10 protein-coding genes are annotated in these 17,690 nt (G+C 55.0%); 5 read left to right on the forward strand and 5 right to left on the reverse strand.

From position 1 onward, the window contains the following. Nucleotides 1–31 precede the first annotated feature (31 nt). Nucleotides 32–1,030 (reverse strand): 1,2-phenylacetyl-CoA epoxidase subunit PaaA, encoded by a 999-nt coding sequence (gene paaA, locus PL79_RS11590; RefSeq protein WP_044846317.1) that lies wholly within the window; start codon nucleotides 1,028–1,030, stop codon nucleotides 32–34. A 201-nt stretch (nucleotides 1,031–1,231) separates the two neighbouring features. Here paaA and PL79_RS11595 point away from each other — a divergent pair, with 201 nt between their 5' ends. After that, nucleotides 1,232–2,497: an SGNH/GDSL hydrolase family protein gene (locus tag PL79_RS11595; protein ID WP_044846316.1), complete on the forward strand. Its 1,266-nt coding sequence runs from the start codon at nucleotides 1,232–1,234 to the stop codon at nucleotides 2,495–2,497. Nucleotides 2,498–3,380: 883 nt separating this feature from the next. Here the strand turns inward: PL79_RS11595 and PL79_RS36870 are convergent. After that, a complete protein-coding gene (locus tag PL79_RS36870; RefSeq protein WP_328591984.1) occupies nucleotides 3,381–3,683 on the reverse strand; it encodes a SymE family type I addiction module toxin in 303 nt (100 codons plus the stop codon). A 631-nt stretch (nucleotides 3,684–4,314) separates the two neighbouring features. On the opposite strand from PL79_RS36870, the gene PL79_RS11610 reads away from it, so the two are divergent. Genes PL79_RS11610 through PL79_RS11625 form a run of 4 tightly spaced genes read left to right on the forward strand, consistent with a single transcriptional unit; the run spans nucleotide 4,315 to nucleotide 13,153 of the window. Beyond that, nucleotides 4,315–4,521: a helix-turn-helix domain-containing protein gene (locus tag PL79_RS11610; RefSeq protein ID WP_082088747.1), complete on the forward strand. Its 207-nt coding sequence runs from the start codon at nucleotides 4,315–4,317 to the stop codon at nucleotides 4,519–4,521. Continuing rightward, on the forward strand, nucleotides 4,484–7,810 hold the full coding sequence (locus PL79_RS11615; RefSeq protein ID WP_044848670.1) for a helicase-related protein: 3,327 nt from the start codon (nucleotides 4,484–4,486) through the stop codon (nucleotides 7,808–7,810). Before PL79_RS11610 ends, PL79_RS11615 begins: the two co-directional genes overlap by 38 nt. Then, nucleotides 7,803–11,477, forward strand: a complete 3,675-nt coding sequence (locus PL79_RS11620; protein ID WP_044848659.1) for an Eco57I restriction-modification methylase domain-containing protein — start codon at nucleotides 7,803–7,805, stop codon at nucleotides 11,475–11,477. The genes PL79_RS11615 and PL79_RS11620 overlap by 8 nt, the downstream gene beginning before the upstream one ends. Beyond that, nucleotides 11,474–13,153, forward strand: a complete 1,680-nt coding sequence (locus tag PL79_RS11625) for an AAA family ATPase (protein WP_044848660.1) — start codon at nucleotides 11,474–11,476, stop codon at nucleotides 13,151–13,153. The genes PL79_RS11620 and PL79_RS11625 overlap by 4 nt, the downstream gene beginning before the upstream one ends. Before the next feature lie 151 nt (nucleotides 13,154–13,304). Here PL79_RS11625 and PL79_RS11630 read toward each other — a convergent pair whose 3' ends face one another. The 3 genes from PL79_RS11630 to gyrB all read right to left on the reverse strand — a co-directional run bounded on the left by PL79_RS11630 (nucleotide 13,305) and on the right by gyrB (nucleotide 17,518). Further along, on the reverse strand, nucleotides 13,305–14,024 hold the full coding sequence (locus PL79_RS11630; protein ID WP_082088743.1) for an FRG domain-containing protein: 720 nt from the start codon (nucleotides 14,022–14,024) through the stop codon (nucleotides 13,305–13,307). 91 nt (nucleotides 14,025–14,115) lie between these two features. Next, on the reverse strand, nucleotides 14,116–14,712 hold the full coding sequence (locus PL79_RS11635; protein WP_135801035.1) for a hypothetical protein: 597 nt from the start codon (nucleotides 14,710–14,712) through the stop codon (nucleotides 14,116–14,118). 331 nt (nucleotides 14,713–15,043) lie between these two features. Continuing rightward, nucleotides 15,044–17,518, reverse strand: coding sequence for a DNA topoisomerase (ATP-hydrolyzing) subunit B (gyrB, locus tag PL79_RS11640; RefSeq protein ID WP_044848661.1), 2,475 nt, complete (start codon nucleotides 17,516–17,518; stop codon nucleotides 15,044–15,046). Between the last annotated feature and the right edge of the window lie 172 nt (nucleotides 17,519–17,690).

The following is a 17,690-nucleotide window of genomic DNA, read 5'->3' on the forward strand; positions in this document are numbered from 1 at the left end:
TCTCCTGAATCCTGTATTCGATGGTTGCCGCTCAGGCGGCGTGCTGTTCGGCGCGGGCGCGGCGCTTCGCCTCGTGCGCGAGCGCGGCTTCGCGCACCCATGCGCCGTCGTCGTGCGCTTTCACGCGGGTCGCGAGGCGTTCCTTGTTGCACGGGCCGTCGCCGTTGACGACGCGCCAGAATTCGTCCCAGTCGATCGCGCCGTAGTCGTGGTGGCCGCGTGCCTCGTTCCATTTCAGGTCGGGGTCGGGCAGCGTCACGCCGAGCACCTTCGCCTGGTCGACCGTCGCGTCGACGAACTTCTGCCGCAGGTCGTCGTTCGTGATCCGCTTGATGCCCCATTTCGCGGACTGGTTGCTGTGGACCGAATCGGCGTCGCTCGGGCCGAACATCATCAGCACGGGCCACCACCAGCGGTTCACCGCCTGCTGGACCATCGCACGCTGCGCGTCGGTGCCCTTCATCATCGACAGCAGCGCATCGAAGCCCTGACGCTGGTGGAACGACTCTTCCTTGCAGACGCGGATCATCGCGCGCGCGTACGGGCCATACGTGCAGCGGCACAGCGGGATCTGGTTCATGATCGCGGCGCCGTCGACGAGCCAGCCGATCACGCCGACGTCGGCCCAGGTCGGCGTCGGGTAGTTGAAGATGCTCGAGTATTTCGCCTTGCCGGCGTGCAGCGCGTCGATCAGCGAATCGCGCGAGACGCCGAGCGTTTCCGCCGCGCTATATAGATAGAGGCCGTGACCGGCTTCGTCCTGGACCTTCGCGAGCAGGATCGCCTTGCGCTTCAGGCTCGGCGCGCGCGAGATCCAGTTGCCTTCCGGCAGCATGCCGACGACTTCCGAGTGCGCGTGCTGCGAAATCTGGCGCACCAGCGTCTTGCGATAGGCGTCGGGCATCCAGTCCTGCGGTTCGATCTTGCCGTCCGCGGCCATGACCGCGTCGAACCGCGCCTGCTCGGGCGACTCGGCTGCGGCGTCGAGCGATGCGACGTTGCCGGGGATGTCGAGGGATTGCGTGTACATGGCGGAGGATCTCGTCCGGTTGAATGTGTGCGAAGTATAAATCAACCGACCGGTCGGTTAATAAATTTCTCGCGGATTTGCGGGGAGATTCGGGTAAACGTGGGGCGTCGGGGCGCGATCGCCAGGGCAAGAAGACGGTCCGGCGCGTGAGACGGGCGGCTTCTGCGGCACAATGCCCGCTTTCCGATAAGGATTTCGCCGATGTCATTTCGAAGCAGTTTCGTCGCGACCGTGCTGGGCGCGTCCGTGTTCCTGTCGCCGCTTGCCGCCTCGGCCGCACCGGCCGGGTGGGTCGCCGCGTGGGCGACCGCATTGCAGCCGATTCCCGACCTGGCTGCGCCGCCGCCGCTCTATCGCGCGCCCGACGTGGGCGGACGTACGGTCCGTCAGATCGTCTACCCGACGGTATCGGGGCATGCCGCGCGGATTCGCGTGAGCAATGCGTACGGTCGCGCGCCGCTGGTGATCGAGGGCGCCGGTCTTGCGCGCGCGGGTGACGGCGCGGCGCTTGCCGACGGGGCGAGTTCGGCCGTGCGCTTCGGCGGCAAGGCGTCGGTGACGCTCGCGCCGGGCCAGGAACTCGAAAGCGACGCGGTGGCGATCGACGTGATGGCCGGGCAGCCGTATGCGATCAGTCTGCGGATGGGCGCGAACCAGCGGATGACCGTGTGGCACCGCGTGTCGAACCAGCTCAATTACGTATCGGCGCCGGGTGATCACGTGAACGATCCGGGCGGCGGTGCATTCCGTGCGCGCTTTACTCAGTATGCGTGGGTGACCGAACTGGCCGTCGAGGCCGGGGCCGCGCGGGCGAGCGTCGCCGCGATCGGGGACTCGATCACCGACGGGCTGCGCTCGAGCCTGAACCGCAACCGTCGCTGGCCCGACGCGCTGGCGCGCCGGCTGTCAGCGGCAGGTTCGGATTCGCTTGGCGTCGTGAATCTCGGGATCAGCGGCAATCGTCTGCTGAGCGATTCGGCGTGCTACGGCACGTCGCTGGCGTCGCGGTTCGAGCGCGATGCGCTGTCGCGCGCGGGGGTGAAGGCGGCGATCGTGCTGATCGGTATCAACGACATCAACTTTGCTGCGATGCCGCCGCGCGCGGGGCTGGATTGCGACAACCCGCATACGCAGGTCACGGCGGCATCGTTGATCGACGGCTATCGCCGGTTGATCGAGGCTGCACACCGCCAGGGGGTGAAGATCTTCGGTGCGACGCTCACGCCCGCGGCGTTGCCGGCCGGGCGCGAGGCGATCCGGCTTGAGGTGAACCGGTGGATCCGAAGCGGCGGCGGGTTCGATGGTGTGGTCGACTTCGACGCGGTACTGCGCGATCCGGCGCGCCCGAGTGTGCTGCAGCGCCGCTACGACAGCGGCGACGGCATTCACCCGAGCGACGCCGGTTACGCGGCGATGGCCGACGCGGTGCCGGTGGAGCGGCTGCAGGCCGTGGCTGGCGGCAAGTAAACTCGCCATATATATAGAACGACGGATTGCCGGCCGCTTCAAGGTCGCCGGAGGCACGTAGTTCATCGAACCCCAAGCCCCCGTGCGCGGCAGCGCACGGGGGCTTTTCAAAATATTTTCACAAAGGGGTTGCGCAGACGAGGGCAGGTGCTTAGAATCACGCCTCTTTCGCGCTAACGGAAACGCGGCGCGGGAGAAGAAGGGAAGCGGTGCTGTCGGGCGGGTCGTAGCGGTCTCGGCGGTGCAGGAAGTTGAACCCCAGTCGTCGCAACGAAGCAGTTAAAAAGTTGTTGACGAACTGAAAAAGACGGTTCATAATCTCGCTTCTCTGCTGCTGAAAACGCGGCGCTGCTGAGAAACACGAAGTTTCTCGCAGAAATGCTCTTTAAAAATTAACAGCCGATAAGTGTGGGCGCTTGATGGCCGCGAGCTGATCTTCGGATCAGAAAAGCGAAAGTATCAAGAGTCTCACACTAAAGTAAGTCAGGTTTATGAAGTGATTCATATTCCTGTCAGCTTTGAGTGAGCGACCGGTTCTTAACTGAACCCACCCCTTCCCATCCCGAACAGGACCGTGAAACGACTCTACGCCGATGATAGTGCGGATTCCCGTGTGAAAGTAGGTAATCGTCAGGCTCCCTAAGCCAGAAACCCCCGCCCGAAAGGCGGGGGTTTTTGCATTTGCGCGACGGAAATGTGTGGTGCGCCTGGTGTGGGTTGCAGCTCGTGCTGAAAGGCTACACGGCAGCGGACCTGAGTGGCCGGCCCGCTGCGATTGCAGCACGATCGTCGCTTGTCACAGTTACTAACGGTGCGGAGTATCGGGCACCGAGTTACCTAGACGGATCGTGACTTGCGACGCCCACCATGGGCAATGCGCCGCTCACATCGGCGTGATGATGAGTCGCTGGTGCTCGACAGTAATCCGGACGCGTTCTCCTGCCTCGAATCCCGCGTCCTCAAGCCATACTCCAGCCAATTTGATCCACGGGTAATACGTCGTGTTCAGTTTCCGGTGTGCTCTGATGGCACGGAGGACTCTAGACAAGGAGTGATGACGTGCTGACTCTTGAATCTTGACGAAGCGTTCCGTTACGACGAGGCGTGACTTATGATTGGCGTTAGCCATTTCCGACTCCGGTATTGAGTTGGTTGTGGTCAGCGGGTCGTATGGGTGGCAGCCCATGCGGCCCGCGCTTTTTGCGGTGATGCCACTTGAGTTTACCTAACTGGGCATCTCGAAATATGGAAAATTCGAGGGATGGCCAATCGGCATAGCTTCTTGAGTTTTCATTGCAGAAAATTGCGGCGTAGGTCTAGGTATCGATGCCCGACGAGTCCTGCGAGGCAATGGCCCGAAGAAATCAGGCAGGTCAGGGATGGGAGAGCTTGCCCTGCGAGCATTGCCGTGCGTGGGTCCAGTTCTCCCGCGGTAACGGGGCTTCGCAAATCGTAGCGACGAATGGCGAATGGCAACCACAGCATCAGCGCTCATTCAAGTCCGTCTCAAGACGGATTGCTACTTCTGCAAGCAGTCCGAGCTAGGCGAGTGGTTGCCCTACGGCACGACGATCAAATTCTTCAATGCGCGTACATATGCGCGGCATCCCAGCCGAGGACAACCGGCGCGAGAGGCCATACCGTAAGAGCATGAATGCTGCTTAGGAGTGGGCAAAGCTCCGGCATAGCGCATATAACAACCGGTTCCGCCCGGAGCCTCGCGCTCAATGGTCAACTCGAAATTTACCTGCTAGATTCGAGTTTTTCCGATTTGGTGCGACTTTGTGCCACCAAAATTATTGCTGCTGGAGCATACCGTGACCGAGCCATGGGTATCCGTTGAACAGATCGCAGAACACTTGGGCGTGAAGCGCGATTCCATTTACCGCTGGATCGACCGCAAGGGCCTCCCTGCACACCGCGTTGGACGGTTGTGGAAGTTCCAGGTGTCGGAGGTGGATGGCTGGGTGCGTGCAGGTGGCGCGGATGACGCTGAAAACGGAGGTGAGAAAGATGGTCGATAACCACAAGCACCACTTCGGCATTAGGGACAACCACGGCCGTGGCAAGGTTGCCAAGTTCTTGGCTGACAAAATCGCCACCAACAGTCGACTTTCGATCGTCTCGGCTTACTTCACCATTTATGCCTATGAAGCCTTGTCCAACGAACTGGACCAGATCGATCACCTTAATTTCCTGTTCGGTGAGCCGCGCTTCATTGCCTCACTTGACCCAGAAAAGACCAGCAAGAAATCTTTCCAGATTGAGGACGATGGTCTGGAACTTGCGAACCGTCTCCAGCAAAAGGAGATCGCACGCCGCTGCTCCGAATGGATCCGCAACAAAGTGGACATTCGCTCGGTGCGTCAAGCCAATCTGTTGCACGGCAAGCTATACCACATTGATGATGGCAAGCGCGAGCACGCCCTTCTGGGTAGTTCCAATTTCACTCGTCGTGGCTTGGGTCTGTCCGCCACGTCTAACATCGAACTCAATCTTATTGTCGACAGTGACCGTGACCGCGCTGACCTCAAGCAGTGGTTTGACGACATCTGGAACGACGACAAGCTAGTTGCTGACGTGAAGGCGGAGGTTCTGCGCTACTTGGAGCAGCTCTACGTCAATCATGCACCGGAGTTCGTCTACTTCAAGACCCTTTATCACGTCTTCGAGCGCTACTTGTCAGGCCAGGAGGCCGACGCTGCTCTGTTCGATCAGACTGCCATCGTGGATACAGAAATCTGGAAAGCGTTATTCGACTTCCAGAAGGACGGCGTCAAAGGCGCTATCCACAAGATCAACAACCATAACGGATGCATCCTGGCCGACAGCGTGGGGCTGGGTAAAACCTATTCTGCGTTGGCGATCATCAAGTATTACGAACTGCGCAACCACCGAGTTCTCGTACTTTGCCCCAAGAAGTTGCGTGACAACTGGACGGTTTATCTCGCACAGAACAACAGTGAATTGAATCCATTTCTGAGAGATCGTTTTGCCTATACCGTACTCTCGCACACCGACTTGTCCCGTGATCGCGGTCGTGTTGATGGAGTTGATTTGGCAACGCTCAACTGGGGCAATTTCGATTTGATCGTCATTGACGAATCGCACAACTTCCGTAACAACACCAAGGGCAAACACGACGAAGAGGGAAACCTCATCCGCAAGAGTCGCTACGATCGTTTAATGGACGACATTATCCGGGCGGGCGTCAAGACCAAAGTGCTGCTGATTTCTGCCACTCCAGTCAACAACGATTTGAAAGATCTGCGCAACCAGATCTATTTCGTGACCGAGGGGCGAGATGCCGCTTTTTCGCAGAGCTTCGGAATTCACAGTATCAAGGACACGCTCACCCTTGCCCAGAGAACCTTCACGGAATGGGCTAAGCGCTCGGGGGAGAAGGACGCACGCGACCTGATGGAACGACTCTCGGCAGGCTTTTTTACCTTACTGGATGAACTTACCATCGCGCGGTCGCGCAAGCACATCCAGAAATACTATCGTGCCTCGATTGCACAGATCGGCCAATTCCCAAAGCGCAGGAAGCCGGAAGCCGTCTTTTCCGAAATCGATCTCAAGGGGCGATTTCTCTCTTACGATCGATTGAACGACGAAATCGACAACTATCAGCTTTCGCTGTACAACCCATCACGCTACGTTCTTGAACCTTTCAAGGCGAAATACGACATCGGCAATGTGGGTAATTTTAGTCAAGCAAGCCGTGAGCGATTCCTCATTGGCATGATGAAAGTTAACTTTCTCAAGCGGCTGGAGAGTTCTGTTCATGCCTTTGCCATCACGATGGAGCGCACGGTTGCCAAGATCGAGGATCTGGAATCTCGGCTAAAGGCATTCCAGGAACATCAAGATGTCAAGATCACCGATCTTCAACCTGACCTCTTCATCGAGCCGGGAGACGACGAAGAACTGGCCGAAGTGTTCCAGGTGGGCACCAAGCTCAAGTACGAAATGGCTCATCTAAATGTCACTGGCTGGCTACAGGATCTGACGCGCGACAAGCAGCAACTTTCTCTGCTGGCCGACGCCGCCCAGGCAGTCGACGCTGCACGCGATGCCAAGTTGGCGGAACTCAAAATGCGTATTGGACACAAGGTTCGTCACCCTGGCGTCAATACGCGTGGTGAGGAAAACCGCAAAGTCATCGTGTTTTGCGCTTTTGCCGACACCGCAGCTTATCTCTACGAACAGCTCGAAGTCTGGGCGCGCCAGCAGCTTGGTGTGCACATCGCCTTGGTGTCTGGAGGGACTCGCCTCAACCGCAGCACCTTTGGCAACGCCGAGTTCACACACATTCTTGCGAATTTTGCCCCCCGCGCCAAACAGCGGGCCAAGATGAAATCCATGCCTCAGGATGGCGAAATCGACATCCTCATCGCAACAGACTGCATTTCTGAAGGCCAGAACCTGCAGGATTGCGATTACCTTATCAACTACGACATTCACTGGAATCCGGTGCGTATCATCCAGCGATTCGGGCGAATTGACCGCATCGGTAGCCTCAATGAGGCGGTCCAGCTCGTCAACTTCTGGCCGACACCCGACCTCAACAAATACATCAACCTCAAGAACCGCGTCGAAGCACGCATGGCTCTGGTGGACATCGCGGCCACGGCGGAAGATAACATCCTGCAAGTCGAAGACCTGCAAGATCTCATCAAGGAAGATCTGCGCTACCGCGACAAGCAATTGCTCAAACTGAAGGACGAAGTGCTCGATCTTGAAGACTTTAATGAGTCCGTCGCCCTCAATGAATTCACACTTGACGACTTCCGCATGGAATTGGCCGCGTACATCGAGGCGAACCGTGAAAAATTGGAAGAAACTCCGTTCGGCCTCTACGCCGTGGTACCGCCCCACACCGGATACAAATTCATCCGGCCTGGCGTCATCTACTGCTTAAAGCAGCGTACCGAAGTCACCGGCAACGAAGCGGTGAATCCGATGCAGCCCTACTTTCTCGTGTACATCCGAGACGATGGTGAGGTGCGCTACAACTTCACGGCGCCTAAGCAGGTGCTGGAGATATTCCGCACCGTCTGCCAGGGCGAAGCCGAGCCACACGCAAAGCTATGTGACCTGTTTGACGAGGAAACCGGGCACGGTCAAGACATGAGCCGCTACAGCGGTCTACTCGACCTGGCCGTGGCTGCCATTGCAGCGCAGTTCGGGCGCAAGAACGCAGGCAACCTGTTTGCCGGGAGGGGAGGCAAATTGCTGGCTAGTCAGAATGCCATCCACAACGCCACCGACTTCGAACTCATCACTTGGCTGGTAATCAAGAATGCCTAGTAACCCACAACTCAAACAAAGCATCAGCCAGCGAATCCAGGCTTTCTGCTCCGAGCCTTTACGCGAGGCGGCGCTGTCGCTGTTCTCCACGCTCGGCTACGAGTCTGACCGCACTGTGGAAAGCCAGTCGGTCGCTGATTTTCGTTCGAAATTCGACCCTGAATCCCGACTGGAGCATCCGGCAGCATTTGTCACGAACTGGCAATCCGCCCACCTGTTGTTTCAGCTCACCGACGAAGAGCTTTCCGGCAATACCGCGCTGTTCAAGGATGAATCTATCAAGAAATCCTTGCTGCAGTCCTACATCTTCATTGCTATCGAACTGGCTGAAGGCGACTATGCACGCGGCAAGCTCGCAGGCATCGCGCGCCAGATCAACCAGATATTCCCCATGCCTGTCATGGTGCTGTTCAAGATAGGGGAGCTGCTCTCGATTGCCGTTATCAACCGTCGGCAAAATAAGAGAGACGAAAGCAGGGACGTGCTGGGCAAGGTCACGCTGATTCAAAACATCGCGATCGAAAAACCACATCCGGGCCACCTTGATATCTTGGCATCATTCTCGCTGGCCGAACTAACTGAAGGCCGCCGTGTTATCGAGAATTTCGACCAGATGCACGCTGCTTGGGAAGAGGTATTCAATGTTGAGTTGCTCAACAAACGATTCTACCGTGAACTCGCCAACTGGTATTTCTGGGCACTCCCGCAAGTCGACTTCCCGGCGGACATTGAGAAAGATGACGAGAAGCGCCGCGCCACTGGCTTGATTCGCCTGCTCACTCGCCTCATTTTCTGCTGGTTTCTCAGGGAGAAGGGCCTTGTTCCAGACAAGCTGTTTTCTGAAACCGCCCTGAAGGACATTCTCAAAGATCTTTCGCCCGAGATCTCTACTTACCACGAAGCCATTCTGCAAAATCTTTTCTTTGCTACGCTCAATCAGCGAATGGGAAAGGACGCAAAAGGCGTGCCATTTCGTGCTTTTATCGATGATGTCAGCGTGCAGCAAAACCGCGCAACTATGCGCGGAGACGCTCTGTATCGCTACGAAGACCATTTTCTCGATCCGGATGCAGCGCTCGATCAGTTTGCCGATGTGCCATTTTTGAATGGTGGTCTTTTCGAATGTCTCGATTATATCGACGAGAGTACCAACGAGAAACGCTATCTCGACGGTTTTTCACGCGATCCAGAAAAACGTCCTGTTATTCCGAATCGCGTCTTTTTTGGTAATGAGCATGACGAGGATCTTTCCGCAGCCTATGGAGACAAAAAACGCAAAAAGGAGAAGGTGCGAGGTCTCCTCCGCATACTGCATGCTTACAAATTCACTATTGTAGAAAACACACCTGTTGACCAGGAAATAGCCCTTGATCCTGAATTGCTGGGCAAGGTCTTTGAAAATCTACTCGCTTCCTACAATGAGGAAACGAAAACGACCGCTCGTAAGCAGACGGGTTCCTTCTATACGCCGCGCCCCATTGTCGAATATATGGTGGATGGAGCCCTTAAATCGCACCTTGCAAATGCTCTCATCAAGGGCGGAAAGGGTGACCAGGACGCACGAGCTGGTCTCGACATTCTTTTTTCCTACAGCGAACGAGTACACCCGTTTTCGGAGAAAGACGTCGCTACTCTGCTGGACGCTATCCACACGTGCAAGATTCTTGACCCAGCTTGCGGATCTGGCGCTTTCCCAATGGGTATGCTGCACAAGCTTGTTTACATCATTCACAAGCTCGATCCGGACAACGCCCGCTGGAAGCAGATCCAGATTGATGCCGCCACTAAGATTCCTGACTTCTCTGCGCGAGATGCTGCTATCTCTGCAATCGAGCGTGACTTTGCTGACAATGAGGATGATTACGGTCGCAAGCTCTACCTTATTGAGAACTGCCTTTATGGTGTCGATATTCAACCCATTGCGATCCAAATTTCAAAGCTTCGCTTCTTTATTTCTCTCATATGCGATCAACGAACCAATCGCAATAAAAGGGAAAATCACGGCGTTCGTCCTTTGCCGAATCTTGAAACAAAGTTTGTCGTCGCCGACACACTTACCAAGTTGCCGGAAATAGATCAATTCGCGCTACTGCCCGGTAGGGTTTTCCAAGTCGAAGGCGAAATTGAAGCCCTTTACCACAATTATTTTGCCATTCAACGACACGATCATAAGCTTGTTATCCAGAAGAAGATTAAGGTCCTGCGCGAAGAGCTGGGTAGACTCCTGTCAGAAAGCCTTGGATCGTCAGAGAAAGCTCGACATATAGCAGACTGGGACCCCTTCGACCCGCAGACCAGTTGCGATTTCTTCGACCCACATTGGATGTTCGGGAAATCTCTAAGTGACGGTTTCGACATAGTTCTTGGAAATCCACCTTACGTCTTCGGCGGGAACGTTGGTATATCCGAAAAAAATAAGAAAATTTATAAAAAAACTTATGTATCCGGTAGCGGGAAAATAAATCTTTTCACCATTTTCATTGAGCGTGGCTCGCAACTTCTGAAGGCAGGAGGTGTTCTCACATATATCTTACCGAACACGCTTCTTCGAGTGACGTCGTATAAAAATATTCGAAATTACATCCTCGAAAATCTTCAAATCGATGAGGTTCTCGATTTGGATGTTGGGGTATTCGATGCGGTAACTGCATCGACAATTGTTATCAGACTCAAGCGTTGTAGGCCTCAAGTAAATTGGATGGCCGAAATTAAGCATGGTCTTGATGACGTAGAACAAAAGCGATCCCGGCAGTCAGATTGGCTCGCGAACGGCGGTACGATCGACATTTTTTCGAACGAACGGGATCGAAATATTATCGAGCACCTCGAGTCGGGAAGTGTGTGTCTGGGGGAGCTTTGTAGTCGTATTCGATTCGGCGTCGTTATTTCGGGGAATTTGGCAGAGGTCGTTGATGATGTCTCTCACGGCGATGGCTGGAAACCTTTTCTGGAAGGTGATGAAATTGGTCCGTATACGCTCCAATATCGCGGCCGCTTCTTGAATTACGACCCGGCGCTTTTGCATCGAAGTCGCACGCGGGATATTTTCGAGTGCAGAAAGATCATGATTCTACGAATCACTGGCGGGCAAACTCCACTCAAGGCAACTCTTGATGATGAGAATTTCTACAATAAAGAATCGATCTTGAATTTGATCTTGATGCCGCAGCATAGTGATAAGTACGAGTTTATTCTTGCGGTTTTGAACTCAAAGATTGGCAACTGGTTCTATCGAAAGAGATTTACGAATAATTCAAAATTGACCGTTAATCTCTCAAAGGAATATGTAGGTCAAATCCCTATAAAAATTCCAGCGAGCGAGCGAATTCTGGGCGTATTTGGTAGCCTGGTCAATATGCTCATTCTGTCCAAAAAAGTTGGTGAACTTGCACCTGCGAGATTCCTCGAGGACCTTGTCGATGCTTGTGTTATGGAATGCTATTTCCACGAACACATGGCCGAACGAGACATACTCTTTCTCGAAGACTTGGCTTCGCAAGTGTCTGCTTACGACATGAGTGCACCGGAAGCGGTGCGACACAATTTCATATTGGAACTGTATCGAGCGCTAAATGCTCCTGCGTCGATTATCCGCAATCGCCTGCTTCGCATTTCCGCTGATAGCCCCGAACTTCTCGCGGTCATTAAGAACGAGGAGGTGGAATGAAAACCAGATTGCACGACATCGCCATTACAAATTTCAAGGCATTTCGCGAATTTACTCTCAAACTCGAAGGCCGGCATTTGCTGGTGTATGGTGCAAATGGCGCGGGGAAATCCTCGCTTTATTGGGCGCTTTACACGTTTCTTCAAAGCGCTCGTAAATCGAAGAACAGCATTGCAAAGTATTTTGATCCCACTGAATCGGAGAATTTGCTCAATATTCATGAGCAGAAAACGGCAAAGCCGAGGCTCGGTGAAATTGCGCTGACACTACGCGATGGAGAAACTCGCAATGATTCGATTTTTCGAATTAGTCAGGCTGATCACGGGACGTTCAATCAGCCTGCGATTTTGAAAGGTGATTTGGCGAGCGATTTCATTACCTATCGGTTTTTCTTCGGTTTCTCGCATTTTAGAAACTCTGAAAATTTCGACTTGTGGCCGCTGTTCGAGAAAGAGATTCTGCCATTCTGTGTGTCAACCAGTGGGGAGAATCCTTTGCAGATGTGGGAAGGTATAAAATCCGCAGTAAAAAATACTCTCGGTTTGAATGAAGAGGCGGCGGAAAATTCCTACGAAATTATTAGGCAGAAGACGAAGGATTTTGCGACTGTTCTTGCTGGTGTGGTTGACTCCATTAGTACGAAGGCTCAGGAGTTTTATAATGAACATTTTGCCGATGATGGCCCGGCTGAAGTAATTGTAAAGCTTGGTGTTACGACGGCGCCGCGCGCCTCTGGAACGTCTAATAGCACATTTGTATTTACGAATCCAGTGGTGTCATTTGGTATCAAGATTGATGATGAAGAAATCAAGCGACCTCAAAGTTTCTTGAATGAGGCGAAACTGACTCAACTGGCATTGTCAGTTCGATTCGCCGCATCCTTGGTTAATTTACATGATTCAGATCTCAAGCTGTTAGTGCTGGATGACCTGTTGGTGAGTTTGGATATGAGCAATCGCATGAAAGTGGTTGACATCCTTTTGTCAGACACTTTTAGGAACTATCAGAAAATAATTCTTACTCATGAGTTAGGTTTTTTTCGGGAGTTTCGTCGACGGATTGGGGTTTGCCATGCCGAATGGAGTTTTGTTCGTTTGCAAGGAACCGCCGCACAGAATATAGAGGTCAAAAGCGAAAAGGAGGATATCGAGAAAGCCGAGGACTATCTCAATGGGCACGATATTGAAGAGGCCGCGATGTTCTTGCGAAAGGCGGCGGAAGACACGGCGAAGCGCTATCGTGAATGGGCGGAAGGCACGACCCTGCCATCAGGCCAATTTTTCTCGCTAACCGAGAATCTGCGTGCTGCGCGAAACAAGCTGATAGAAAGCATCCCTACTACTCTTTACAAAAATGTTCTGAAGAACACGCCCGTCGAGCATCGAGGGCTTTTGCTTCCATCTGAAAATACGGACCTGGACAATAACGCTGCGCTACAGCCGGCCGACAAGGGAAGGCTGAAGTCAAAACGCCGCGATCTGGGCAATGTTCTGAACCACGACGGGTGGAAGAAAATGGAAGCGGTGGAGGCGGTTGACCGCGTGCTCGAGATGACTGAACGCGTGCTGAATCCGGCATCCCATGGAAACACAACGCCGCTCTACGAGGAAGAAGTACGGCGTGCGAAGAAGCTGATAGATCGACTTGAGCAAGTATTGCTAGACGCTCGGAAGTGACTGACGAACGCATGCTGGTTCAAACATTCTTCGCGTAGTCGGCCATTGAAGGTGCTTGGCGGCCCCTGATAGAGGGCAGAGGTTGATGGGTGACAACACATATCGATCTCGGTGTCGCGCCTATTATCCACAGTATTCCGGAAGATTTCGCTTAAATTGGAGGATTTGTAATGTGTTCGTTCAGTTCCTGCATGAATTCGTCGTGATTTGTCCAGTATCCTCTATTTTCCTGGGTCCAGCGCATGTGTGCTGCGAGGCCGTCGAGGTCTCCCATCAACGTCAGGCGATTAATTCCGTAGTGATTCAGTTCGAACTGCAGTTGCCGCTTGTAGTTTGAAGCAATCGTGTGTACTTCGTAACGGTCGCGGTGGTCTAAGCACTCCGAAAGTTGAACCTTAGGATCCGGGTGTGCGGTAAATAAGCCACTCTGCCTTGCGATGCGGCTCGCGACTATCCGAGGTTTGTAACGTGCTACATTCGGGTGACTTCCCGGCTTCGCATGCTCTGGCTTGATCGCCCAATGCGGCAAAAGACAATGAATTGCACCATCGGCAAGTGTCTCTTCAAGCGAAGCAAAGAATGCCGCTACAAGTGGGTTGTAGCTCCAGTCCAACAATCGGGTGGGTAGACCGTGATGCTGAGCGAGCGCAAGCCATTCCCAATCGTCAACGGGCTCGACTTCCAGGAACTCCATCGCACGCCGCTTCCATGCCTCGAGGTTCACGAGATCATTCGCAGCGCCGTACGGTGCACGGCCCGCCTTAGGTATTACAGGCCATGCTGCACGAGCTTGCCCTCTGAACATCCAACGATTGTCAGAACGGTATTTCGAGAATGCGTTGTGCAAGTCCGTGAAATTTGTTATATGCATTGAGTGATCACTTCACGTTGATACGGGCATTTGTCTCAAACTCGATAAACCTCACGACAGACAGGGCAGTCGACTCAGTGCTTCGATTTCTCTAGCATCGGATGCTATTGATCGAAAGGCGGTTTTGACTCGGGAATGGTCGCGTTTTCCCGCCGTATGACGAGGAAGGTTCTTCATGCAGTTGGTCCGTAGTTTCGCGTGCACCGGCCGGCGCGCTTGCTTCGGAGGAGCCGAGATGATCCATGGAGGAGAAGAATGCGTACACTTCCGATCCCCAAAGGGCCGTTATGAACGCGGTAATAGCCAAATGGCTTCTGTATCGCTGAAGCCATGTCACCAATCTTCTGTAGAGCGGTCGCCTTGCCCCCATCTTAAGTCGGATTCGCATCTTAACCACTGGACGGGTTTGCTCAATCGCAAGTTGAGGGAACAAGACCTGTCTAATGTAATACCATGTGTTGTACCACAGTAACGAGAAGAAGCCGATAAAAAGTGCTGTCGCCAACAAAACGGCTAGACCCTTTCCTGTGACGGTGATGATGCTGGCCACATGAGCCGAAAAAACCTTCGCGGCAGCTACGGCAAGAGCAACTACAAGCGTCGAGTTTTTGAGATGGTCGAAAAGCGCCTTGTGGTAGCGCTCTTCCGCAAGACGTTTCCAGCCGACCCTAATCGAATATTTCGCCACAGGCTGTCCAGTTTTTATATCCCAATTCTATTACGGCAGCACGAGTGAAAACATGAGTGCTCGCGCGTCTGCGACGTGCTGCTAGTCGCGGGGTGTGTTCGACTGGATTTGGTCCTTGTGTGTCATCACGTCACTGCAGTTCGACGACTGGGCGGGAATATATGTGGTCCTGCGCTATCGATACGCTGCTCGATTTGGTGGCAAAAAATAAAATAGCCCGGAAGATTTTGGCAGTCGACCGGGCTACAAAAGTGACCAAATTTTCACGAACAATGAGAAATTTTTTTCATCTCAGTGACAAATTTTTCACTATCTCTGACAACCTACAGTGTCAAACGTCAATATTCCCCGCCCGCAACGCATTGCTCTCAATAAATGCCCGCCGCGGCTCCACATCATCCCCCATGAGGGTAGTAAAGATCCCATCCGCGGCAATCGCGTCTTCGATCTGCACACGCAGCAGACGCCGCACCGCCGGATCCATCGTCGTTTCCCACAGCTGCTCGGGGTTCATCTCCCCCAGCCCCTTATACCGCTGCTTCGAAACGTTCCGTTCGGCATCCGCCAGCAGCCACTTCATCGCGCTCTTGAAGTCCGCCACGGCCATGCTGCGCTCACCGCGCTTGATGACCGCACCTTCGCCGATGAGCCCCTTGAACGTATTCGCGGTGGTCACGAGCTGCTGATAATCCGCCGTGTGCTGGAATTCCTGGTCGATGACCGAAACCCGCACGTTACCGTGATGCGTACGCTCGACATGCAGCGACCGCTGTTCGCGAACCGGGTCATACGAAGGCACCACGCGCACTTCGTTCTTCAAAGCCTCGTCATGCAACGCAGCGTGCAAAGCCTTTGCCGAAGCCTCAGTCGAAGCCTCAGTTGAGAGATCGATCACCACCCCATCCATGACCGCTTCCAGCGCGGCCGGGTCATACAACCGGCTCAACCGCTCGATCACGCTCTGCGACAGCAGATACGACCGCGCCAGCTCCCCAAGCGCATCGCCCGAAATCGCCGCAGCATTCTCACCCGGCACCAGCTCCGACCCTTGCAGCGCCAACCGCAGCATATGCGCGTTGAGCTCGACATCATCCTTCAGATACCGCTCGTCCTTGCCCGCCTTGATCTTGTAAAGCGGCGGCTGCGCGATATACACGTACCCGCGCTCGATCATGTCCGGCATCTGTCGATACAGGAACGTGAGCAGCAGCGTCCGGATGTGCGCACCGTCCACGTCCGCGTCGGTCATGATGATGATGCGGTGATAGCGCAGTTTGTCGAGGTTGTAGTCTTCCTTGCCGATGCCGCACCCAAGCGCGGTCACTAGCGTGACGATCTGTTCCGACGACAGCAGCTTGTCGTAGCGCGCCTTCTCGACGTTCAGCACCTTGCCGCGCAGCGGCAGAATGGCCTGGAACTTCCGATCACGCCCTTGCTTGGCCGACCCACCTGCCGAGTCACCCTCGACGATGTAGATTTCGCACTTCGCCGGGTCTTTCTCCTGACAGTCCGCGAGCTTGCCCGGCAGACCAACGCCATCGAGCACACCCTTGCGTCGCGTCATCTCACGCGCCTTCCGCGCAGCATCACGCGCCCGAGCAGCCTCAACAATCTTCCCGCAGATGATCTTCGCGTCGATCGGCGTTTCCAAAAGGAATTCTTCCAGCGCCTTCGCCACAACCTCTTCAACCGGCGCACGAACCTCGGACGAAACCAGCTTGTCCTTCGTCTGCGAGCTGAACTTCGGCTCCGGCACCTTCACGGACAGCACGCACGACAGCCCTTCGCGCATGTCGTCGCCGGTCGTCTCGACCTTCGCCTTCTTCGCGATTTCGTTGTCGGTGATGTACTTGTTGATGACGCGCGTCATCGCGGCCCGCAGGCCGGTCAGGTGCGTGCCGCCGTCGCGCTGCGGAATGTTGTTCGTGAAGCACAGTACGTTTTCGTTGTAGCTGTCGTTCCACTGCATCGCGACTTCGACGCCCACGCCATCCTTCTCGCCGTTGGCGAAGAACACCGTCGGGTGCAGGTTGGTCTTCGTCTTGTTGATGAACTCGACGAAGCCCTTCACACCGCCTGCGAACGCGAAATCGTCTTCCTTGCCCGAGCGCAGGTCCGTGAGACGGATCCGCACGCCGTTGTTCAGGAACGAGAGTTCACGCATCCGCTTCGCGAGGATGTCGTAGTGATACTCGACCGTGCCGAAAATGGTCGGATCGGCCATGAAGTGCACTTCGGTGCCGCGGTTCTCGGTGTCGCCGGTGATCAGCATCGGCGAAACTTCCACGCCGTCCACCGTCTCGAGCACGCGCTCCTGCGCGACGCCGCGATGGAACTCCATGAAGTGCTTCTTGCCGTTCCGACGCACGGTCAGCCGCAGCCAGCTCGACAGCGCGTTCACGCACGACACGCCCACGCCGTGCAGGCCGCCCGACACCTTGTAGCTGTTCTGGTCGAACTTGCCGCCGGCGTGCAGCTCGGTCATCACGATTTCCGCAGCACTGCGCTTCGGCTCGTGCTTGTCGTTCATCTTCACGTCGGTCGGAATCCCGCGGCCGTTGTCGGTCACGGAAATCGAGTTGTCGGCGTGAATCGTCACGTGGATGTCGTTGCAGTACCCGGCCAACGCTTCGTCGATCGAGTTGTCGAGCACCTCGAACACGAGGTGGTGCAGACCGGTGCCGTCAGACGTGTCGCCGATGTACATCCCGGGGCGCTTGCGCACCGCTTCCAGACCTTCGAGGATCTGGATCGACGAGGCGCCGTAGCTGCTGTTATCGGGTTGCGAATTGTGCTGTTCACTCATGGATATCTTCCGGTTCTGCGAGGCCACTCAGGTGGCGGCGCGGTGCGTTTCAGCGAGAGAAATCGCCGGGCCGCTCCAGTTTCCTGGCCCGCCCCAAGCGCCGAAAAGGCACCAAAGGGACGGGTTGTCGGTTCGCCATAAAAACGCCAAAGGGGCTTGCCGCCCCCTGGTG

This window comes from Burkholderia sp. USMB20, from assembly GCF_000949135.2.
Taxonomy (GTDB): Bacteria; Pseudomonadota; Gammaproteobacteria; order Burkholderiales; family Burkholderiaceae; genus Burkholderia.